General features: G+C 71.9%; 13 protein-coding genes. 5 read left to right on the forward strand and 8 right to left on the reverse strand.

What is annotated here, in order from left to right:
• Positions 1-163: 163 nt before the first annotated feature.
• Positions 164-796 carry a TetR/AcrR family transcriptional regulator gene (locus tag H291_RS32465; protein ID WP_020015166.1) on the forward strand — a complete coding sequence of 211 codons (633 nt, stop codon included), beginning with the start codon at positions 164-166 and terminating at the stop codon, positions 794-796.
• 48 nt (positions 797-844) lie between these two features.
• Here the strand turns inward: H291_RS32465 and H291_RS0111615 are convergent, their stop codons facing one another.
• Positions 845-1,702 (reverse strand): SDR family NAD(P)-dependent oxidoreductase, encoded by an 858-nt coding sequence (locus tag H291_RS0111615; protein WP_020015167.1) that lies wholly within the window; start codon positions 1,700-1,702, stop codon positions 845-847.
• Positions 1,703-1,975: 273 nt separating this feature from the next.
• Between H291_RS0111615 and H291_RS0111620 the strand changes: the two genes are divergently transcribed.
• Together H291_RS0111620 and H291_RS0111625 are read left to right on the forward strand one after the other, a co-directional pair.
• Positions 1,976-8,323: a polymorphic toxin-type HINT domain-containing protein gene (locus H291_RS0111620; protein ID WP_020015168.1), complete on the forward strand. Its 6,348-nt coding sequence runs from the start codon at positions 1,976-1,978 to the stop codon at positions 8,321-8,323.
• A 130-nt stretch (positions 8,324-8,453) separates the two neighbouring features.
• On the forward strand, positions 8,454-8,957 hold the full coding sequence (locus tag H291_RS0111625) for an SUKH-4 family immunity protein (protein ID WP_157236823.1): 504 nt from the start codon (positions 8,454-8,456) through the stop codon (positions 8,955-8,957).
• Positions 8,958-8,969: 12 nt separating this feature from the next.
• Here the strand turns inward: H291_RS0111625 and H291_RS0111630 are convergent, their stop codons facing one another.
• The 5 genes from H291_RS0111630 to H291_RS0111650 all read right to left on the reverse strand — a co-directional run bounded on the left by H291_RS0111630 (position 8,970) and on the right by H291_RS0111650 (position 17,869).
• Complete coding sequence (locus H291_RS0111630) at positions 8,970-9,440, reverse strand: hypothetical protein (protein WP_026365656.1); 471 nt, start codon at positions 9,438-9,440, stop codon at positions 8,970-8,972.
• A 190-nt stretch (positions 9,441-9,630) separates the two neighbouring features.
• Positions 9,631-10,860 (reverse strand): amidohydrolase, encoded by a 1,230-nt coding sequence (locus tag H291_RS0111635; protein WP_020015171.1) that lies wholly within the window; start codon positions 10,858-10,860, stop codon positions 9,631-9,633.
• A 214-nt stretch (positions 10,861-11,074) separates the two neighbouring features.
• Entirely contained in the window at positions 11,075-15,769 is a 4,695-nt protein-coding gene (locus H291_RS29670) for a S8 family serine peptidase (protein ID WP_020015172.1), read from the reverse strand.
• A 127-nt stretch (positions 15,770-15,896) separates the two neighbouring features.
• Positions 15,897-16,904, reverse strand: coding sequence for a helix-turn-helix domain-containing protein (locus H291_RS0111645; protein WP_020015173.1), 1,008 nt, complete (start codon positions 16,902-16,904; stop codon positions 15,897-15,899).
• Between the two features lie 35 nt (positions 16,905-16,939).
• Positions 16,940-17,869, reverse strand: a complete 930-nt coding sequence (locus tag H291_RS0111650) for an alpha/beta fold hydrolase (protein ID WP_020015174.1) — start codon at positions 17,867-17,869, stop codon at positions 16,940-16,942.
• A gap of 100 nt (positions 17,870-17,969) precedes the next feature.
• Here H291_RS0111650 and H291_RS0111655 point away from each other — a divergent pair, with 100 nt between their 5' ends.
• Together H291_RS0111655 and nhaA are read left to right on the forward strand one after the other, a co-directional pair.
• A complete protein-coding gene (locus H291_RS0111655; RefSeq protein WP_020015175.1) occupies positions 17,970-18,440 on the forward strand; it encodes a MarR family winged helix-turn-helix transcriptional regulator in 471 nt (156 codons plus the stop codon).
• Positions 18,441-18,604: 164 nt separating this feature from the next.
• Positions 18,605-20,524 (forward strand): Na+/H+ antiporter NhaA, encoded by a 1,920-nt coding sequence (gene nhaA / locus H291_RS0111660; RefSeq protein ID WP_020015176.1) that lies wholly within the window; start codon positions 18,605-18,607, stop codon positions 20,522-20,524.
• 202 nt (positions 20,525-20,726) lie between these two features.
• On the opposite strand, the gene H291_RS0111665 is transcribed toward nhaA, so the two are convergent.
• The gene (locus tag H291_RS0111665; protein WP_020015177.1) at positions 20,727-21,614 is read right to left on the reverse strand and encodes a carbohydrate ABC transporter permease; all 888 of its coding nucleotides are present in this window, start codon (positions 21,612-21,614) and stop codon (positions 20,727-20,729) included.
• On the reverse strand, positions 21,611-22,513 hold the full coding sequence (locus H291_RS0111670) for a carbohydrate ABC transporter permease (RefSeq protein ID WP_020015178.1): 903 nt from the start codon (positions 22,511-22,513) through the stop codon (positions 21,611-21,613). The genes H291_RS0111665 and H291_RS0111670 overlap by 4 nt, the downstream gene beginning before the upstream one ends.
• Positions 22,514-22,524: the final 11 nt, after the last annotated feature.

A 22,524-nucleotide genomic window follows, 5' to 3' on the forward strand; every position in this document is an offset into this window, starting at 1 on the left:
GTGCATCGAGCGCGCTATGCTGTGCGGCAGGGCGAACCGCAGGGCGAGCCCCCGCGGCGTCCGCACCATCGACGCAGCACGGTCGCACCACAGAGGCGCCCTGGCCGCCGGGCAGGCGAGGGACAGGCGCGGAAGGCCACACGGCAGCCGGAAGGGGAGAGGCATGACGGCGGACGAGCACGGCGGGATCCGGGAGCGCAAACGGGCGGCGACCCGGAACGCCGTCGTGATCGCGGCGACGCGGCTGTTCCTCGAGCGGGGCGTGAGCGGGACGTCGATCGACGACATCGCGGCCGAGGCCGGCATCGCGCGGCGCACGTTCTTCCTGCACTTCCCGGCCAAGGAGGACGTGCTCTTCCACTACCTGGAGGGGCACGTCCGCCGCGCGGTCGCGGCGCTCGACGACCTGCCGGAGGGTGGGCCCGAGGGCGGACGTCCGGACGGTGCCGCCGGCGTCCGCGCCGTGATGGGGGTGCTCGTCGACCTGTTCGACGACCCTCGGGCCCGCACGGACGAGCTGGCCGGCCTGCGCACCGAGCTCGTCACCGCGGCGCGCGGGCTGCCGCCGTCCCTCGTGGTGCGGCTGCAGCGGGCGCAGTCCGAGCTCGTCGACGCGCTGCGCGGGAAGTTCCCCGATCCCACCGGGTGGCCGGTCATGTCCGCGCACCTCGGCGCCTGCATGGGCGCCGCCGCAGCCGCCGCTGTCGCCGCCGAGCGGCCCGAGCGGCGCGCCGCGGCGATCCGCGACGCCGTCGACCGGGCGAGCGCAGGGTTCGACCGGGACCCGGCCGCCTGAGGGCCGGGGCGAACCGGCCCGATCCGACGAGACACGACCCGCCGTCGCTCAGCTCTCTGTCGCCCCCACCAGCTCCGCCGAGCGCTCCCAGAGCCGCCGCGCGAGGTCGGCGTCGCGGGCCTGCGGATGCAGGCGGCGGGCGACGCGTCCCCGCTCGTAGTACGCGCCGGACTGCCAGTCGGTGCCCGGCTCGGTCTGCGCGAAGCGGACGAGCTGCGCGGCGCCCTGCTCGGGCGTGGCCATGAACAGCTTGCCGATCCGGCTCTGGTAGAGCGGCCGCATGAAGCTGGTGCTCTCGGCCGCGAAGTTCGTCGCGACGCCGCCCGGGTGGAACGCCACGGACGCGAGTCCCTGGTCGTGGTACCGGCGGTGCAGCTCGGCGGTGAACAGGATGTTCTCGAGCTTGGCGGTGCCGTAGGCGAGGTGGGGCGTGAAGTCCCGGTCGTGGTCCAGGTCGTCCAGGTCGAGGTGGCCGAACAGGCGTGCCCCCACGCTCGACGTCTGGATCACGGTGGCCCGGCTCGCCAGCAGCTTGTCCAGCAGCAGGTCGGTGAGCAGGAACTGTGCCAGGTGGTTGACCTGGAAGGTCCGCTCGAAGCCGTCCTCGGTCTTGGAGCGGTCGCCCAGGATGCCGCCCGCGTTGTTGGCCAGGACGTCGATCCGCGCGCACGTCTCGTCGAGCCGGGCGGCCAGGTCGCGGACCTCGCTCAGTCGCGCGTAGTCCGCCACGAGGTGCTCGGCGCCCAGCTCGCGCGCGACCGCCGCGGTCTTCTCCGGCGAGCGTCCGACGACGACCACCCGGTGCCCGGCGTCGGCGAGCAGTCGTGCGGCCGCCGCCCCGATCCCGTCGCTGGCGCCGGTGATCACGATGGTCCTGCGGTCGGCCTCGGGCTCGGCGTTCTCCATGGCACACAAGCATGCTCCCGCACGCACCCGAGCCGAAACCGGCACGCCAGGACCCGTCGCCAGGCCGCATCTGTAGCAAGTTTTCCGAGGGTGAAAACCCCTCTGACCTGCGCTTTTCATGGCTACTAAATGCATATGAACAGGAAAAGCCGGATAAACCAGTTGTAGGACGCGTTCAGCATGATCACACTCGGTGTCGGGTAAGCACCCAGGAAACTGCTCGGAAACGAACGTTCCGGAACTGCTCAGGAAACACCAACACGGGGGTTGGCGATGTCCGAGGCACGTGCACACCACCTGGCCAGCACCTGGCTGATGCGACGCTGGCTGGCGATGGGGGTGGCCGTCGGTTTCTCGGCGACCCTGCTGATCGCCGTCGCACCGGAAGTGCGGGCGGAGAGCGCGTCGGCCGCGGTGCCACAGGCCACGGCGGGCGAGGGCCCGGCCGACCGCGCGATGCCGGACGGCGTGCGGCGCTCCACCGCCTATGCCGAGGACGAGCGCCCGCCGGTGGTGCCGGAGTCCGTGTCCGCCGAGGGCGGGCCGGCCGAGGTCACGCCGACGAGGTGGCGCGCGCTCACGGCGCCGACCGCCACGCGGGCGAGCGCCGCCGCGGCCGGCTTCGCCGAGATCGACCTGCGCCCGGGCTTCGTGCTCGGCGACACGTCCCTGGTCCTGTACTTCTCCACCGGTGACGTCGACCCGGACTGGACCGCCGCCGTCGTGCGGCTGTACGAGGGCGACGACCAGACCGAGCAGGAGTCGGTGCGGCTGACCCGCGCGGAGCTGGAGGGACCGCGGTTCTGCGGCGCCGCCGACTTCTGCCGTTCGTTCGGCGCCGAGGACGGCTGGGAGCTGGAGGAGGGCAAGGACTACTTCGTCACCGTCGCGGCGGTGCTGCCGGGCGGCGACGAGGTGGTCTCCGAGCCGTCGGGCACCTCGAAGGCGCGGGCGACGATTCTGCCGCCCGGCATCCCGGACGACCAGGCGGCCGGCTGCGGGTGCGAGAACGCGCTGGCGCCGACCGCCGTCGGGCAGGCGCAGCGCGGCGTGGGGGTCAACAGCGGGACCGGCGCGTTCGTACGCGTCGAGCGGGACCTGCAGATGGCGTCGTACGGCATCTCGTTCGGCAGCGCGCGCACGTACTCCTCGGCGAACAACCGCCAGGGGCCGTTCGGCGTCGGCTGGGCGTGGTCGTACGACATGCGCGTCACGGAGACGGACGACGGCGTCATCGTGCGCGCCGAGGACGGCGCCGAGGCGCTCTACGAGCCGGACGGCGACGGGTACACCCGCCCGCCGGGCGTGCGCTCGGATCTCAAGCGCGCCGGTGAGGGCTGGGAGCTGGTCACGCCGCGGCAGGTCACGTACCGGTTCGGCGCGGACGGCCGGCTCACGGCGGTGCTCAGCCCGCGCGACGACGGCGTCCGCCTGGAGTACGTCGAGGTCGATGACAAGGGCAGGGACGAGGACCGCGACGACGTCCGGATCACGGACGCCTCGGGGCGCACCGCCGTCGCGGAGCTCACCGACGGGCTGATCCGGAGGATCGCGCTCCCGGACCGCCGTCAGGTGCGGTTCGAGTACGCCGGCGGCCTCCTGGCGAAGGTCAAGGACGCCCGCGGGAACGGCTGGGAGTACCGGTACGACGCCGAGGGCCTGCTCACCGAGATCGTGGACCCGCACGAGGTCGTGGCCGTGCACAACGAGTACGGCGACGACGGGCGCGTCGTGGCGCAGCGGGACGGCGTCGGGGCCCAGATGTCGTTCGCCTGGGACGCCGACAAGCAGGAGGCGCGCAGCACCGACGCCGACGACGTCTCGATCTACGACGGCTACCACGACAACGTGCTGCTCTACAGCCAGCGCAGCACCGGCGACGCCGACAACCACCGGTACAACAAGCGCCTGGACCGCAACCTCGTGGTCAACGGCAACCAGTACCAGCACGTGGTCGAGTTCGACGGGCGGGGCAACCCGACGCAGGCCGTGGCGCCGCAGGGCTTCGACGAGAAGACCAAGTACGACGACCGGAACAACCCGATCGAGTTCACCGACGCCAAGGGCAACGTCTGGAAGAACACGTACAACGAGTTCGACGAGCTGGTCCGCAGCGTCGACGCCGAGGGCAACGACGTCGAGCACGCCTACGACGACCGGGGCCTGCGCACCTCCACGACCGACCAGCGCGACAAGGTCACGCGCTACGAGTACCTGCCGGACGGCGCGGAGAACGCCGGGCTGCTGACCGCCGTCGTCTCGCCGGAGGGGCGGCGCAGCGAGTACCGGTACGACCGGACGGGCCGGCAGGTCGCCGCGACGGACCCGCGCGGCACCGGCAACCCGCGCGACCGGCGGCACTACACGATCGAGACGACCTACGACGAGCAGGACCGCGTGGTGCGCGTCGACGAGCCGGGCAAGACCCACGGCTGGCGCTCGCTGTACGACGACGTCGGCCGGCTCGCGAAGGAGATCTCGCCCGAGGGCGTCGTCAGCACCTTCTCCTACCTGGACAACGGCCTGCAGTCGAAGGTGGAGGCCGGCGGCCGGGTGATGACGTTCGGCTACACCGACGCCGGACGGCGCCAGACCGAGAGCGTCGTGATGAAGGGCGACGACCTGACGACGTCGTACACGTATGACGCGAAGGGCCTGGTCAAGACGGTGACGTCGCCGCGCGGCAACGTGCCGGGTGCGGAGAGGGCGGACTTCACCACCGAGTACTTCTACGACGCCAACGACAACCCGATCCGGATGCGCATGCCGTACCCGGGCGGCGAGCACGTGGACCGGGACATCAAGGTCGACGCGCTGGACCGCACGACGGCGTCGATCAACGAGCTGAACAAGACGTCCAGCTTCGAGCGCGGCAACACCGGCCAGGTGGACTCGGTCACGGACACCAAGGGCCGCACCACCACGATGGGGTACGACAAGAACGGGCGGCAGACCGAGCGCACCGACGCGGGGAACAAGACCACCCGCACCGAGTACGACGCGGCCGGCAACAAGATCAAGGAGACTTCGCCGGTAGGCGGCATCACGACGTACACCTACACGGACGACGGGCTGCTCGCGTCGGTGACCGAGCCGCGCGGGAACGTCGACGGCGCCGACAAGGCCCGGTTCACCACGCGCTACGAGTACGACCTGGCCGGCAACCGCGTGCGGGAGATCGACCCGCTCGGCAACACGACGTCCACGACCTACGACCAGAACAGCCGCCCGACCGAGGTGACCGACGCGCGCGGCGGCACCACCTACGTCGCCTACCGCGACGACGACCAGATCAGCCACGTGCGCCAGCCGGACGCGCCCAAGCTGCCGCTGTTCTCGCAGGCCTTCGCGACGGTGCTCGCCTACGACGACGACGGCCGCGTGGTCGGCGTCCGCGACCCGCAGGGCGGGCGCAGCGGCGTGCGGTACGACGAGGCGGGCCGCCCCGTCGCCTCGACCGACCCGCTCGGCCGCACCACGCACACGACGTACGACGCCGAGTCGAACGCGCTCACGGCGATCACGACCGACCGGCGCGAGGACCTGGAGGACCTGAGCGACGCCGAGCGGGCCGAGCGCACGATCACCTCGGTGTACGACCTGCGCAGCCGCCTGACCAGCCAGCAGGTCGGCTCGGGCGGGCCCGAGTACACGTACGGCTACGACGCGAAGGACCGGACGACGTCGTACGGCGACCCGCTGGGTGTGCGCACGGTGACGTACGACGACGAGGACCAGATCACCAAGGTGCTCCGCGAGGAGGCCAACCAGGCCGACGAGACCTTCACCTACGGGTACGACCAGCGCGGCAACATCACCGAGCGCGCCTACCCCGACGGCACGAAGATCACCTCGACGTACGACGACGACTCGCGCCTCGCCTCCACGACGGCGGCCGGCGGTTCCATGGGCGGCAGCAGCGCCCGCTGGGAGTACGCCTACGACATCGCCGGACGGCGGACGGCGACCACCCTCCCGGCCGCCACCGGCCTGACCGAGGAACGCGCGTACGACGACGCCGGCCGCCTGACCTCGATCGGCACCGAGCGCACCGGGGACCCCGTCGACGGGGTGCAGGACCCGGTCTCGGCGTTCGACCTCACGCTCGACGCGGTGGGCAACCCGACCCACGTGAAGACGACGCGCGGCGGCGTCACCGAGGCGGTCTCCTACGCGTACGACGACGCGAACCGCGTGACGACGGCCTGCTACGCGGCCAAGGAGTGCGGAAAGAAGAGCAAGGACGCGGGCCGGATCTCCTACGAGTACGACCTGCTGGGCAACCGGACCGAGCAGAAACGCACTGGCTCGGCGGGCTCCGACCTGACCCGGTACACCTACGACCACGCGAGCCAGCTGCAGCGCGAGGTGACGGTCGGCAAGGAGGACGGCCGGCCCACGGTGGAGCGCAAGGAGTACGAGTACGACGTGCTGGGCAACCAGACACGTGCGGGCGACGACCGCCTCGAGTACAACCTCGACAGCACGCTGGCCAAGGCGACCGTCGGCGGGGTCCAGACCACCTACACCTACGACGCGACGCGCATGCGGCTCGACGCGATCACGGGCGTCGGGGCCGGCGCCTCCACGCGGCACTGGTCGTGGGACGTCAACGGGTCGCTGGAGAACATCGCCGTCGACACGCTGACCGACGTGAACGGCGTGGTGCAGGGACGGCAGGCCTTCGCCTACGGTCCGACGGACGAACCGCTGGCGCTGCTGGAGGCGCAGGGCGGGGCGCACTCGTACACGCACGACTGGCTGGGCGGCGTGGCGAACATGCTGTCGGCCGACGGTCAGGTCGAGGAGGGCTACGACTACGACCCGTTCGGCAACCCGCGGCAGGGGGAGACGCTGGCGGGGACGATGGCTGGGGCTGCGGGTAAGGGCTCGGCCGGTTCGGCGGAGCCCTCGGGCGATGCGAAGTCGGGTGACGCCAAGCCGTTGGCCGCCGTCGGACCGCTCGCGGACGCCAAGCCGCTGGACGAGATCAAGAACCCGATGCGGTTCGCCGGTGCGTACCTCGACCCGACCACGGGCGAGGGCAACTACGCGATGCGGGCGCGTAACTACGACCCGGGCACGGGGCGGTTCTCGACCATGGACCCGGCGGGGGCGCAGCCGATCGGCTCGTCGCCGTACGCGTACGCGGGCAACAACCCGATGGTGTTCACGGACCCGACGGGTGAGCGGGAGATCGAGGGGCCCACGGGTGGCGGCACGGTCGAGAGCCCGACTGGTGCGGGCACCACGTCCAACCCGAACGACCCGGGCGCCGAGGTCGAGGGTCCGAGCGCCGAGGACATCGCCAAGGCACAGCAGCTCCAGGGCAAGTCGATGCTCGACGTCATCCTGGAGGCCGGCGGGCAGATCCTCATGGAGTTCCTGGGGATCAACGATCTGATGAACTGCCTGAACGGCGACCTCGGCGCGTGCGTGATGCTCGTGGTCGGCGCGCTGCCCTGGGGCAAGATCTTCAAGGCGGCCAAGATCGGCGAGGCCATCTACAAGGCCGGCAAGGCCGTGATGACCTTCTCCAGCGAGCTGAGGTGGGCGCAGAAGGTCCTGTCGGGCGCCAAGAAGGCGAAACAGGCGGCGGAGGCGGCCAAGGCCGCGGCGGCGAAGGCCGCGCGTGAGGCCGCGGCGAAGGCGGCCAAGGCCAAGGCTGCGGCTGATGCGAAGGTCAAGCAGCTCGCGGCGGAGGCCAAGGCGAAGGCGCGGGCGCAGGCGGCGAAGAAGAAGGCTGATACGACAGGCAAGGGCGACTCAGGAAAGGTCGATGAACCGGCGCCGAGTTGTCCCGTCAACAGCTTCGTGCCTGGCACTCTGGTGCTCCTCGCGGACGGCACACGGAAGCCGATCGAGGACGTCATGCCGGGCGACGAGGTGCGCGCCGCCAACCAGGAGACCGGCATGTCGGTCGGTGCACGCCTGGTCACTGCGCACATCACCGGCAGCGGCGAGAAGACGCTGGTCACGGTGACCGTCAAGGGTCACGACGGCGACAAGCAGAAGATCGTCGCGACCGACGGTCATCCGTTCTGGGAACCGTCCGAGCGGGGCTGGGTCGACGCGATCGACCTCCGGTCCGGTGACTGGCTCAGGACGAGCGCGGGCACCTGGGTCCAGGTCGCCGATGTCGAGGTCAGGCGTGAGCGGGCGACGGTCCACAACCTCACGGTCGACCGCGACCACACCTATTTCGCGTATGCGGGCAACACGCCGGTAGTCGTCCACAACGCCGAGTGCGGCCCGGTCGGGTACGGATCGACCGAGCTGAGCGGGATCGCGATCAAGCACCGCCAGCAGGCGGGTATCCCGTCCGGTCAGAACGTCGCGATCTACAGTGTCTCCCTGCCGAACGGGAAGTCAGCCAACCTGGCCTTCACGAACTCGGTCAAGGGCGCGCACTCCGAAGCGCACGCGGATGATTTCCTGGACAGCATCGGAATCGACCCGAAAAATGTGACGGCAATCTATTCGGAGCGCAACTTCTGCACGACGGCTGGGCACGAATGTGCCGGTCGGATGTCGAGGTTCACCAATGCCTCCCTCTCATGGAGCTTCGAGCGCGGAGACAATGCGCTCTCGAGCATCCGGCGGATAGCCTTCGGCGGATAGATGGGGCAACTGTCGGGAGGAAACCTTGGATTCGTCCGAGACACGGCGGAGGGTGGATCGGATCCTTGATGCGCCCCTCGGGGAGCTGACGCGTGGAAGCGATGCGTCTGATGACCGATATACGCAGCTGATGTCCTGGCGCCTCCCCGTTGAGGGAAAGACAGCGCTGAGGGAACACGGTCTTCCGCCCGGGAGAACCGATGAACTCTCGGGTGTGGTGGGCGAGCCGCAGGAGTCCGCCGACGCTGTACCGGGGCCCGGCGGTCGGGGAGTCTATCTGCTCGGGTCGTGCGGGGACACGCAACTGGCCGCGGTGGAGGAGAGCGGCGAAGTCGTGGCATTCCCTGTGTTCGCTACGGAACAGGCCACGGCGGTGAACTCGACGCTCGCGGCACTGGTCGAGTGCGCCTGGCGCTGGCACTGGCTGCTGCCGCTTCTTGCGGACGAGCAGGAGCGAGCAGGGGTGGCCGAGATTGCCGCGTGGAAAGACGGGCGGCTGCGTGAAGGGTTCCCCGAACCGTATGGCGTGTACCAGGACCTGTGCGCGGGTGTCCTCGGGCGGTTCCGAGAGATTGATCCAACCCTCTCGGATGATTCGAACTTCTGGGTCGACGTGATTGTCGATGTCTGGTAGCCGGCTTGCGCGCTACGCCACCTCGACGTGCTTGCGGGCCGCCTCGACGAAACGAAAGATGCTCGACTTGGCCACGTCGCGAGCACTCGGGAGATCCTCGGCCGGGAGGTCGGAAGTGAGGAGGTCGATGTCGTCCATCGCCTGCTGGCCCAGTGCGATCAGATCCTTGGACTCCGTCACGAGCTGGACTCGGAAGAGCGCCTCTAGTGCGCTCGTCCGCATCCGGTAGGCCTCGTACCTGAGGACCTCCGGGTCGCCGCCGCGTTCGTGGTGCTCGGCGAACCAGCGGTCGATCTGTACCCGGCGCAGGTTGACCAGCGCGCCGCCGAACGTCGTGTACGCGCTGACCCGCTCCTGGCGCAGGCGCTCGCCGCGTTCGAAACGTTCCGCGTCGGCGCGGTTGCGGCGCTGGAAGTAGTGGGTCGCGAGCGAGCCGAGCAGGGTTCCGACGACGGCGACGACGCTGGTCACGATGATTTCCACGGGCCGAAGCCAACCATGGCCGGGCGTGGTTGAGAAGCGCGGGAGCGAGCAGTGCCGCAGCGGCGGGATGACGAGCGAGGTGCGGGGCAAAGGGGTACGCCGCGGGGTAGGTAACGGAGAGTGAACATTGTGCACTCTCCGTTACCTACCTGGGGGAGTAGGCCTCGCCCCGCGCGGCCAAGACAGCGCCTCAGGCCCCGCTCGGTGACTCCAGGCGGTCCAGGGCCGCCACGACCAGCGCCGTCACGCCCGTCTCCAGGGTCGGGTGCGGCACGGGGGCGAACCTCGGCGAGTGGTTGGACGGGATGTCGCGGTCCGTCGTGCCCGCCTGCTGCGCGGCGAAGAACGCGGCCGGGTCCCAGCCGCCGAGCAGCCAGTAGACGATCGGCACACCGACGGCGGTGGCCAGCACGCCGACGTCCTCGCTGCCCGAGACGGGGCCCGGGTCGATGACGCGCTCTGCACCGAAGTGCGCTGCCAGGGCGCCGCGCGTGCGTTCGGTCTCCGCCGGGTCGTTGACCAGCGGCGGGAACGACTCGCCGGGGACGATCTCCGGGGGCTGCGGGGCTCCCGCGGCGTCGGCCTCGGCGTGCACGATCCGCTCGACGGCGGCCAGGACCCGGCCCCGCACCGCCTCGTCGAAGGAGCGGATGTTCACGCCGAGGCGGGCGTCGTCCGCGATGATGTTCTCCTTGGTGCCGGCCTGGAGGGTGCCCACCGTGACGACGGCGGACTCCCCGGCCGCGACCTCGCGGGACACGATGGTCTGCAGGCGCATCACCGTCGATGCCGCCATCACGACCGGGTCCACCGTGGCCTCCGGCCGCGAGCCGTGGCCGCCGCGCCCGATCAGCCGGATGCCCAGGAGGTCCGTGCCCGCGAACGCCGGGCCGCCGTGTACTCCCAGCAGCCCCGCCGCGACGGGCGCGACGTGCTGTCCCAGCACGATGTCGGGCCGGGGCACGAGGTCGTACAGGCCGTCGTCGACCATGGCGCGGGCGCCCGTGCCGAGCTCTTCGGCGGGCTGGAACACGACCACCAGCGTGCCCGACCACTGCGACCGCCCCTGGGCCAGCACGTCGGCCGCGCCGAGCAGGGCGGTGACGTGCACGTCGTGCCCGCAGGCGTGCATCACGCCCGACTCGACGCCGTCGGCCGTGGTGGTGCGGACAGTGCTGGCGTAGGGGAGCCCGGTGTCCTCGGTGACGGGCAGCGCGTCTATGTCGGCGCGCAGCAGCACGCAGGGGCCGTCGCCGTTGGCCAGCACGCCCGCGACGCCCGTCCCGCCGATGCCCGTGTGCACCACGTAGCCGGCGGACGCGAGGCGCTCGGCGACCACCGACGCCGTCCGGGTCTCCTGGTACGAGAGCTCCGGGTGCTCGTGCAGGTCCACGTACGTGTCGCGCAGGCCGGTCAGCATCCCGGTCAGGGGCGCGAGGACGGCGTCGACGTCAGGGACCGTGCCACGTACCGCGGGAGGAGTCGTCATGCGCTCACCCTGCCACCGCGTCCGGCGCGGAGCGCGGCGAGCAGCCCTGATGCGGTTGGTCGGCAGAAGGTCAGGTGGTCGGCAGCTCGAGCTGCCGACCACCTGACCTTCTACCGACCACCCGGCCAGGCCCTGGCCCAGCGCATCAGCGCCGCTTGACCTCCAGATCTGCCGTCGCCTCCGAGGCTCCCAGGTCCTCGGCGCCGCCGTACTCGGCCGTGATCGTGTACTCGCCGGACCGCAGCAGCGGCGGGACCAGGACGTCGGCCCGGCCACCGCGCAGCTTCACGGTGCGCTCGTACGGGTGGCGGTCGCCGTCCTGGCCCACCGTCACGGTCACCCGGCCCGACGGCGTGGCGTCGTCGGCTGACACGGTGACCTTGACCAGGAACGGCTCCAGCGGGCGGACCGAGGACGGCGCCTTGATCTGCGTGCTGGTCGCCGCGGGCAGCGCGTCGGCCGGCACCAGGGCGCTGACCGCGGTGCGGTGCACACCGCCCTCGTCGGCCCCGGCGTAGACCCAGGCGCCGTCGGCGCTCACGGCCAGGGACCGCACCGACATCGCCGTCAGGCCGCCCGACGCCGACGCCCACGTGGCGCCGCCGTCGGCCGAGACGAGGACGCCCGCGCCGTTGGCCGCCAGGCCGTACGGGCGCCAGCGCGCCGCGCCCGCGACCAGGAGCTCGGTGCCCGCGGCCGGGCCGTCCGGCACCTCGACGGCCACGAACGTGCCCACCGCGGCGGACGTGTTCGGCACCTCGGCGTCCGCGAAGGTCGCGCCGCCGTCCGTGCTGACCCGGATGCCCGGCGTCTCACCGATCACCACGTGGTCCGTGTCGGCGGGGTCGACCCAGACCGACCGCGCCTCGTCCTTGGTGAGCCGCGTGATCGTCCGGCCCAGGTCGTCGGACCGGTACAGGCCGGACGACGTCGCCAGCCACAGCCGGTCCTCGTCCACCGGGTCCATGACGACCTGCTGCACCAGCACCTCGTGCGCGTAGCTGGTCCACGTCTCGAACCCGTCGGTCGAGACCATGAGGCCGGTGTCCACGAGGGACGTGTAGCCCACGGCCACGGTGCCCTCGTCGTGCGGGGACACGGCCAGCGCCGTCGGGCTGAAGCCGCCCGTCGGGCCCACCTGCGTGAGGTCCGCGTCGGTCTGGCCGGCGCCCGCCGTCAGGATGCGGCCGCCGCCGAACGCGTTGGTGCCGATCGCCCAGACGGTGCGGTCGCCGAGCGGCGACTGCGCGACCTCGGAGACCTGCCGGCCGATGACGCCCTCGGCGCCGATCGAGCCCCAGTTCTGCTCGTCCGGGGTCAGGTCGGCCACGGAGCGCTGGTGCAGGCCCTCGAAGTCGACGGCCCGCAGCACGGGCTCGCCGTCGGCGTCGACACCGGCGTGCACGCCGGACACGTCGGAGCCGGAGACCCCGGCCTTGGTCCACTCGCGGCCGTCGTCGGTGGTGAAGATGCCGGCGTTCTCCATCGACATGACGATCTGACCGGCGGGGGTGCCCGGCCAGTGGTCGACGTCGGTGGCGAGCGGGCCGCGCACGGGCAGCGGGTGGGTCTGCCACGTCTGCCCGAGGTCGGTGCTCGTGCTGTAGGACGACAGGCCCGAGGCGTACACGGTGCCGTCGGTCAGCGTGGTGACGGTGACGTAGGACTGCTCGGTGTCGGCGCCCTCCGTCCAGGTCGCCCCGGAGTCCGTCGAGGTGAGCGCAACGCCGTCGCCGCGGACCAGCACCGCGCTGGACCCCTCGGCCACGACGCCCTGCGGGCGGTCACGGTAGTCGGTGGTCACGTAGGGCTGGGTGACCTCGCTGCCGCCGTCGAGGACGCCCGCGACGCGGTAGACGCCGTCGTAGGTGGCGATCAGCAGGTCGTCGCCCGCGAACGCGGCGCCGGCGACGAGGCCGTCCCACTGCGGGGCCACGCGGCGCCAGCGCTGGCCGCCGTCCCTGCTGAGATAGAGGCCGTCGTCGGTGACCGCGGCCAGTGCGTCGCCGTGGGCGACGAGCTCGCGGATGGCGACGTCCGGGAACGGCAGCACCGTCCAGGTCTGGCCGGCGTCGGCCGTGTGCACGATGCGGCCGTTGTAGCTCGGGTCGAGGGTGACCCGGCCGGCCGCGCCGTTCAGGCCGACGTAGAACCCGCCGGGCGTGGTCGTGTCGGCCACGGGGATGCCCCAGCCGTCGGCCACGGGCATGCTGCGCACCCGCTCCCAGGTGGCGCCGTGGTCGGTGGTGACGAAGGGGTGCACGCCCGTGCCGGCCATGGCGAGGCCGGTGCCGGGGGAGGTCGGCGACGTGGCCAGCTCGCGGGCCGCGCCCGACAGGCCGACCTGCTCCCACGCGCCGGGCTGGTCGGCGCCCTCGGACTGCACGCCGCCGCTGCCGGTCAGGGTGCGCCCGGTGACGGTCGCCCGGGCGTCGAGCGCGTAGGTGCCGGGCTCGTCCAGCGGCACCGTGCCGCGGTACCAGCCGGGGCTGCTGCCGACGGCGGAGAGCGCCGCGGTGTACTGCTCGCCCGACGGGGCCGTGGCCCGGACCGTCGGCGCCGCCTCGGGCGCCATCGGCGTGTAGACGAAGACGTCGGTGGCCTTGGTCGCCAGCGACGGCGAGGACTGCACCTGGAGCGGCCGCACGTACGTGGCGTACGGGACGCGCACGGTGCTGCCGTCCGAGACGGTGCCCACGACGACGCCGGAGGTCTCGCCGTCGACCGAGCCGGCGGCGGGGCCGCTGGTGTCGGGCGTGACGGTGAGGTCGACCGACGCGCTGCGGCCGGCCGGGATCTTGACCTGGCGCGCCGAGAGCTCGGCCTTGCCGGTGCTCGTCGCGGCGGGCTCGGCCGCCAGCTTCACGGTCACGGCCTTGGTGCCGGAGTTGCGCAGCACGACCGTGCTGGTGTGGGCCGGCTTGGTGCCCATGTCGGCGAGGCCGAGCGAGACGGCGTCGGGCGAGGCGGTGACCTGCTGGTCCACGGCGGCGGCGACGTCGAGCTTGCCGGCACCCTGGGCGGACGGCGACACCTCGGCGTCGTCGGACCCCAGCTCCTGCGCGCTGCCGATGAGGGTCGCGCGGAGCTGCTCCGCGGTCTGCTCGGGGCGGGCCTGCGCGAGCAGGGCGGCGGCGCCCGCGACGTGCGGGGCGGCCATCGACGTGCCGGACATGCGGTACCGGTCGCCGTCCACGCCGAACATGGCGGGGATGTCGGACATGATCTCGAAGCCGGGGGCCACGATCTCGGGCTTGAGCGTCATGGCGTCGCTCGGGCCACGGGAGCTGAAGTCCGTGATCGTGTCGGTCCGGTCGACCGAGCCGATGGTGCCGCGCGCGGTGCCGGCCGCGACCTCGGCCTTGAAGGTCTGGTACTGCGCCGAGGAGATGTTCATCATCACCAGCGACTCGCGGCGCAGGTCGAACCCGCCGCCCGCCAGGATGTTCGCGGACCCCTGCGGGCCGGCGCCGCCGTCGTCCCCGGCCGGGTCGGTCGGGCTCGGCGTGTAGAGCAGGGCGCCGACGGCGCCGTGCTCCTCGGCGAGCTGCGCCTGCAGCAGGTGCGGGCCCTGGACCTGGCCCAGGGAGGTCGCGGTCATGCTCTGCATGACGACGATCGCGCCGCGCACGTCGCCCGCCTGCTCGTAGTCCTCCTCGTCGAAGCCGTCGCCGACGTCGACCAGGCGGGCCGTGAGGCCCTTGGCCGGCGGGTTGGCCGACATCGGGAAGCGCGTGACGTCCAGCGGACGGGGCGCGTCGCCCCGGCGGGCGCCGGCCAGCGTCAGCGTCGGGTCGGACACGCCGGTGACCTGCGCGCCCACCGCGATGACGCCCTCGGCGGCCGCCGGTGAGCTCACGGTCTGGTCGTACGGTCCGGCATTGCCGGCCGCGGCCACGACCACGACGCCCTGCCGCACCGCGGCGGTGGAGGCGCGGCCCAGCGGGTCGGTGCCGTCGCCCGGCGTGCCGAGGCTCATGTTCACGACGTCGGCCGGGTAGTCGCCCAGCGGGTTCGTCGCGGCCTCGAGCGCGAGGAGCAGGTCCTCGGTGGTGCCGCCGCCGTTGGCGTCCATGGCCTTCCAGGCCGTGAGCGTCACGTCGGGCGCCATGCCGGTCAGGTTGGCCCCGCCGGCGCCGACGATGCCGGCCACGTGCGTGCCGTGCATGTGGTCGTCCATGGGGTCGGCGTCGTCGTTGACGAAGTCGTACCCGTCGGCCACGCGGTGGCCCGGGCCGAACCCGCCGCCCAGGTCGGCCAGCGTGTAGTCGATGCCCGTGTCGATGATCGCGACGGTGCGGCCGTCACCGGTGACCGGCGCGCCGCCGGCGTCCTCGCGCTCCCAGACCTCGGGTGCGCCGGTGGCGGGGATGTTCGCCTCGTCGCCCAGGATCCGCACGGGGGCGTCCTCGGTGACGCGCGCGACGCCGGGGGCGTCGCGCAGCTCGGCGAGGTCCGCGGGGTCGACGGTGGCGACGACGGCGGACAGCAGGCCGGTGACCGACTCGGTGTCGTCCAGGTGGATGTCCTGGCGCACGGCCCAGGAGGTGACGCCCTCCTGCGCGTCCTCGACGGTCTCGACGGCGGCCCGGTAGTCGGCGGCGAAGGCGCTGCGGGCGCGCGCGGAGCCGGAACCGCTCCGCGCGGTGGCGACTGCCTCCTGGCCGACGACGTCGGCGGCCGTGGGGGAGTCGAGCTCGATGATGACGCGCACCGGGTCGGCGTCGCGTGCGACGTCCGGGGCCGCGACGGCGGTACCCGGTGACAGGACCAGTGAGGCCGAGACGAGGGTGCTCCCGAGGAGGAGACCCCGGCGACGGCCGGAGGGCAGAGGTTGCATGAGGGCTGTCTAGCCCGCGCTACCCTACGTGAGCAATGGGTGAGATGGCCGGATGCGGCCACTGGCCGGTACCGGCCGCAAGTGTTTACACGGACGTCACGCGCCAGGGCATTTTTCACCCCGGCCTCTAGAGCCACCCCTTGCGGACCGCCTGCACCCCCGCCTGGAACCGGTTGGCCGCGCCGAGGCGGCGCATCAGGTCGGCGCTGCGGCGGCGCAGGGTCCGCTCCGACAGGCCGAGCTCCCGCGCGATCGCCTCGTCCTTGGCCCCGGAGCCGAGCAGCGCGAGCAGCGCCCGGTCGTCCTTGTTCGGCCCGCGGTCCGGGGGAGCGGCGCCCTCCAGGGTGTCGCCGGCGGGGATCTCCACGGCGTCGGCCCACGCCGCCTCGAACGCGGCGACGAGCAGGTCCACCAGCGGGCCGCCCTCGACCACGACGGCGGCGGGGTGCTGCGGGTCGAGGTCCGTGCTGACCAGCGCGGTGCGCCGGTCGGCGATCGCCAGCTTGGTGGGCAGCGTCCGCGCGATCCGCGCCTGCTCGCCCGCCGACGCCGCGTGCCGCAGCTCCGCCCAGGCACCCGGCAGGTCCAGCACCTCCGCCGCGTACACGGCCCGCCACTGGACCCCGCGCGCCAGTGCGAGCGGCTCGACGGGGTTCTCGTCCGCCAGCACGTACGGCGGCCGGTCGAACGCCAGGAACTCGGCAGTCACCTCGTGCTGCATGCGCGTGTACCAGGCGCCGATCAGCGCCGGGTCGTCGATGACGTGCACGCCCGCGCCCGAGCCGGCGACGTCGGCGGTCTGCTCGAACAGGCCGGCCAGATCCGGGATGGTGGAGCGGACCCGGTCGAGCTGCGCCGCCGTCCGGTCGGTCAGCGCCCGCAGCGCCACGCGCGGGTCCACGGCCGTGTACTCGCCGTCGCTCCCGCTGGTGCGGTTGATCAGCCCGGCCGCGCGCAGCCGCGCCAGCATCCCGGCGAAGTCGGTGCCCTCCAACGGCACGCCCTGCGCCACGTCCTCCACCCGGACCGTGCCCTGGGCCAGCACGTACCGGTAGACCAGCCGGGTGTCGTCGTCGATCCCGACCGCCTGGAAGTCGCTGTCGGGATCGCGGTCGGGTGGGGAGTCCGGGGCCATGGGGGTCAGCGTAGGTCAGCGCTGGTCGGCGAAGGTCAGCGGGGCCGCGCCTCGCCGTCGACGTCGGCCAGGAAGGCGAGGACCGCCTCGGACAGTGCGCCGGGCGCCTCGAGGGCGACGTGGTGCCCGACGCCGTCCAGCAGCACGGAGCGGACCTCGCGGTCGGTGACCTGCCTCATCGTCGCCGCGGTGAACGGCCCGCCGCTCGAGCCGACCGCCAGCACCGGGACGGTCAGCGGGCTCGCCTGGGCGAGGGTCCTGAGCTCGTCGCCCTCGGTGAGCATCGACCGGTACAGCCCGGCCGCGCCGCGCCAGCCGCCGGGGCGGGAGTAGGTGCGCGCCAGCTCGGTGACGTCCGCGTCGGTGACCGCGCCGGGCACCGCCGTCATGGTGGGGAACACCCAGTCGCCGAGGAACTCCCGCTCGCGCCCGGCGAGCAGCAGCTCGGGGACGCCGGGAGCCGCCAGGGCGCCGACGTGCCAGGATCCGCCGTGCGTGACGTCGGCGAGGCCCTCGAGCCCGAAGCCGGCCAGGCCCATCTCGACGGCGGTGAGGCTGGCGACGTCCTCGGGGTGCGTCGCCGCGAGCCGGAACACCGTGGCCCCGGCGATGTCCTGGCCCAGCAGGTGCACCGGGCCGAGGTCGAGATGCTCGACCAGCCGGTGCAGGTCCTCGGCCGCGGTCGCGCTGGCGCCGTCCGTGGTCACCGATCCAGTCTCCGGAGTGGTCCCGGAACTGGCCGCGGGGATGGTCTCGGAGTCACCGAAGCCGCGCAGGTCGACGGCGAACACCCGGTGCCGTTCAGCCAGCAGGGGGATCACCCGGTGGAACGCCCACCAGGTCTCGGGGAACCCGTGCACGAGCAGGACCGGGGAACCCCCGGTGCCCGCCGACACGTAGTGCAGCTCGGTGCCGTTCAGGCGAACGGCGTGGTGCGTCACGGCGGGGGCGGGTGCGGTGTTCATCGGGGTCAGCTCCTGCGGGGTCGACGTCGGTTCGACAACTTGGTTGTCTAAAACTAGTCAACCAAGTTGTCGTTGTCCAGGGGGCGCATAGGCTGGCGCCATGTCTCGATCCGGCGCCGATCTCGCCCTCCTGCTCCTGGGCGGCTACCGCACGCTCGTCGACGCGGCGGTGGTCGAGCTGGCCGCGCGCGGCTACGACGACTTCCGCCCGGTGCACGACTTCGTGATGCGGGCCGTCGCCGCGGGTGCGGACACCGCGTCCGAGGTGGGCCGGCGCACGTCCGTCTCGAAGCAGGCGGCGGCGAAGACCATCGCGGTCCTCGTGGACCGCGGCTACGTCTCCAGCGAGGCCGACCCCGCCGACGCCCGGCGCAAGCGGCTGCGGGTGACCGAGCGCGGCTTCGACGTGCTGCGTCAGGGGGAGGCGATCTTCGACGAGCTGCGCGAGGCGTGGGGGCGGCGGATCGGCGCCGCGGAGCTCGCTCTCCTCGAGGAGCGCCTCACCACCCTGGTCGGCGACGACGTGGTGCGCCCCGACGCCCCCGGGTGGGTCGCGCGGGACGCCGGCTGAGTCCCCAGGACGCGCGCGGGGGCGGTCGCGGCGGCGATCGCCGGTGCGCGTCCTCGGGCGGGTGAAAACCCGGGGAACCGTGGGGATCGCGCACTAATCTGAGCGGCAAGAATCACTACTTTTCATGCTGGCCGGCCGTGGCGACGCGCGAAACAGGAGAAAAGATGGCGAACCTGACCATTATCGAGCGGTCGCCCGACCCCGAGACGCATCAGCCCGGGCCACGCTGGCCCTCCATCGCCGTCTGGATCCGCTCGCTCGGTGAGAGCCGCCTCGGCGCGCTCCTCCTCCTGCTCGGCACCGTCGCCGCGATCGTCTGGGCCAACGTCTCCTACGAGTCGTACGCCGAGTTCTGGGAGACCCACCTCAACCTCGGGGTGGGCGACTTCCAGGTCGAGTTCACGCTGCACGCCCTGGTCAACGACGCGCTCATGGCCATCTTCTTCTTCACCGTCGGCCTGGAGGTGCGGCGTGAGTTCGCGATCGGCGAGCTCACGAGCTGGTCCCGCGCCATGGTGCCGGTGGCCGCCGCCGTCGCCGGGCTCGTGGTCCCCGCCGTGCTCTACGTGCTCATCGCGCAGGGCTCCGGCTGGGAGCACGCCTGGGGGATCGTCATCTCCACCGACACCGCGTTCGTCGTCGGCGCGCTGGCGCTGATCGGGCCACGCGCGCCCGGCCGCCTGAGAGTGTTCCTGCTGGCGCTCGCAGTGGTCGACGACATCGGCGCCCTGAGCATCATCGCGCTGGTCTACACCGAGAACTTCGACCCGCTGCCGCTGGTCGTCGCGGCCGTCGGTCTGGCCGGCGTCTACCTCACGCGGTACGTGCCGAGCGGCCGCGGGCCCATCTACGCCACGCTGTCGATCGTCGTGTGGCTCGCGTTCCTCGCCTCGGGCGTGCACCCGACCCTGGCCGGCGTCGCCATCGCGCTGCTCGTGCCGGTCTACCGGCCCAGCCGGCGCGACGTCGAGCACGCGCTGACGCTGGCGCGCACGTTCCGGCAGTCGCCGAACAGCGACTACGCGCGGGCCGCGGCGAACAGCCTGCGCGAGTCGATCTCGATCAACGAGCGGCTCCAGTCGGCCTACGCCCCGTACGTCGCGTACGTGATCCTGCCGCTGTTTGCGCTGGCGAACGCGGGCGTGCAGATCAACGCGGAGATCCTGGCCGCGGCGGCGTCGTCGGCGATCACGTGGGGCATCATCGTGGGTCTCGTGGTGGGCAAGTTCATCGGCGTGCTGGGCTCCGGGACGGTCATGCGCGTGCTGCGCATCGGCGACCTCGGGCCGGGCCTGACGCTCGACCGGCTCGCCGGGGGCGGCGCGCTGTGCGGCATCGGCTTCACGATCTCGCTGTTCATCGTCGACCTCGCGATCGAGGACCCCGGCGTGCAGAACGAGGCCCGGGTGGGCGTGCTCACGGCGTCGGTGGTCGCGTTCGCGCTGGCCGCCGTCATCTTCAAGATCTCGGACCGCGTGCACCCGGCCAAGGAGGCGGGCGCCACGCTGCTGCGCCCCGTCGACCCGGCCCGGGACCACGTGTACGGCCCGGCGGACGCGCCCTACACGCTGGTGGAGTACGGCGACTTCCAGTGCGGGTTCTGCTCCAAGGCGTCGGGCGCCATCCAGGAGGTGCACCGCGAGCTCGGCGACCGGCTGCGGTACGTCTGGCGGCACGCCCCGCTGGACCGGTACCACCCGAACGCCGTCGCCGCGGCGGAGGCGTCGGAGGCCGCCGCGCTGCAGGGCAAGTTCTTCGACATGGAGCGCAGCCTGCTGCTCGACCAGGAGAACCAGCTGCCCTCCGACATCGTCCGGCGGGCGGTGGAGCTCGGGCTCGACGTCGACCGGTTCGAGCGGGACCTCACCTCCCCGGAGGTGGCCGGGCGCGTGCGCGACGACGTGCTCGACGCCGAGGCCATGGAGGTCACGGCGGTGCCGACGTTCTTCGTCAACGGCCGGCGGCACACCGGGCCGTACGACGCGCAGTCGCTGATCCACGCCCTGGAGACGACGGCGCCGGTCGCGCAGGCGGTGCCGGCCGAGGAGCGCGCGGCGGGGGAGCGGGCCCCGGAGGAGGCGTGACTGCCGGTCGGGCATGATCGGCAGTTTCGGGCTGGTCGGCAGTATCGGGGCGGCTGGCGGCTTCAGGCGATCGGCAGTTTCGGGTGGTCGGTAAAAGGTCAGGTGGTCGGCAACTTGAGCTGCCGACCACCTGACCTTCTACCGACCACCCGGAACTGCCGACCACCCACCCCGGGCCGGAGCGCGCCCGGGCAGCCGGGGCTCAGCCCTTGACCGAGCCCGACATCAGGCCGCCCACGAAGTACTTGCCGAGGATGATGTACACGATCAGCGTCGGCAGCGACGCGAACAGCGCGCCCGCCATGGAGACGCCGTAGTTCTGCAGCAGCGCGCCGTTGGCGAGGTTGTTCAGCGCCACGGTCACGGGGCCGTTCTGCGACGACGAGAAGAACACCGCGAACAGGAAGTCGTTCCACGCCGAGGTGAACTGCCAGATGAGCACCACCACGAAGCTCGGGATCGAGATCGGCAGCACGATCGACCAGTAGGTGCGCAGCATGCCCGCGCCGTCGACGCGCCCGGCCTCGATGAGCTCGTGCGGCACCGTCGAGTAGTAGTTGCGGAAGATCAGCGTCGTGATCGGGATGCCGTAGACCACGTGCAGCATGATCAGCGTGGGCACACCCGTGGGGATGCCGAGGTTCAGCACGAGCTGGGTCAGGGGGATCATCACGGCCTGGTACGGGATGAACATCCCGAACAGGATGAGCGTGAAGACGATGTCCGCGCCCTTGAAGCTCCAGCGCGAGAGCACGAACCCGTTCAGCGAGCCGAGGAACGCCGAGATGATCGAGCTCGGCACGACGATCGCGAGCGTGCGCCCGATCGCGGGCGCCAGCGTGGTCCAGGCCGTGGCCCAGTTCTCCATGGTCCAGATCTGGGGCAGGGCCCAGGCGCGGCTCGGGTCGGCGTCGCCGGTGCCCTTGAAGCTGGTCACCAGCAGCACGTACACCGGGATCAGGACGACGATCAGGAAGAAGATCAGGCCCACGTACTTCAGGGTGCGCGCCAGCGAGTACCGGCCCTTGTGGACGCGCGGCGCGACGGGCGCCGGGCGGTGCGCGGTGAGCTGTTCGGCCTCGGCGGTCATCGCTTCTCCTCGCGGTTCGTGCGGATCAGGTAGGGCACGATGACGATCGCGACGATGATCAGCAGGATCGAGCCGACGGCGGCGGCGTTCGCGTAGTCGAAGCTCGACTTGAACACGAACATGTCGACGGCGGGAACCTTGGTCTGGTAGTTCGCGGGCTTGGAGATCGACATGATGAGGTCGAACGCCTTGAGCGACATGTGGCCGATGATGATCAGCGCGGACAGCGCGACCGGCGAGAGCTGCGGGAACAGGACGTGCCGGTAGAGCTTCCACTCGGAGGCGCCGTCCATCCGGGCGGCCTCGCGCAGCTCCTCGGGGATGCCGCGGAACCCGGCGAGGAACAGCGCCATGACGTAGCCGGAGAGCTGCCAGATCGCGGGGATGGCGATCGCGATGATGCCGAACGTGACGTTGTTCCACCAGTTGTTCTGCAGCGCGTCGAGCCCGACGATCTGGAACAGGCGGTTCAGGCCCGAGGCCTGCTCGTCCTGGTTGGAGTTGAGCAGCCAGCGCCACACCACACCCGAGGCGACGAACGAGACGGCCATCGGGAAGAGGTAGACCGAGCGGAACAGTCCCTCGCCCTTGACGGGCTTCTCGAGCATCCACGCCCACAGGAAGCCCATGATCATGGTCCCGACGAGGAACACGACCGTGTACAGGACGAGGTTCATCAGCGAGTGCTGGAAGTCCTCGCTGGCCAGCAGGTCGATGTAGTTGGTGAACCACACGAGCACGGCCGGCTTCTGCCCGGTGGCCTGGGCCGCCGTGTGGTTGTCCGTCAGGGACGTGGTGAAGTTGGCGGCGATCAGCCCGTAGACGAAGACGCCGAGGAGGATCAGGGACGGGGCGAGCATGAGCAGCGGTGGCCCGACTCGCCGCAGTTTGTTCAGCATGTAGGTACCTC

Origin of the sequence: Promicromonospora sukumoe 327MFSha3.1 (genome assembly GCF_000385135.1) — a bacterium.
Classification (GTDB): domain Bacteria; phylum Actinomycetota; class Actinomycetes; order Actinomycetales; family Cellulomonadaceae; genus Promicromonospora; species Promicromonospora sukumoe_B.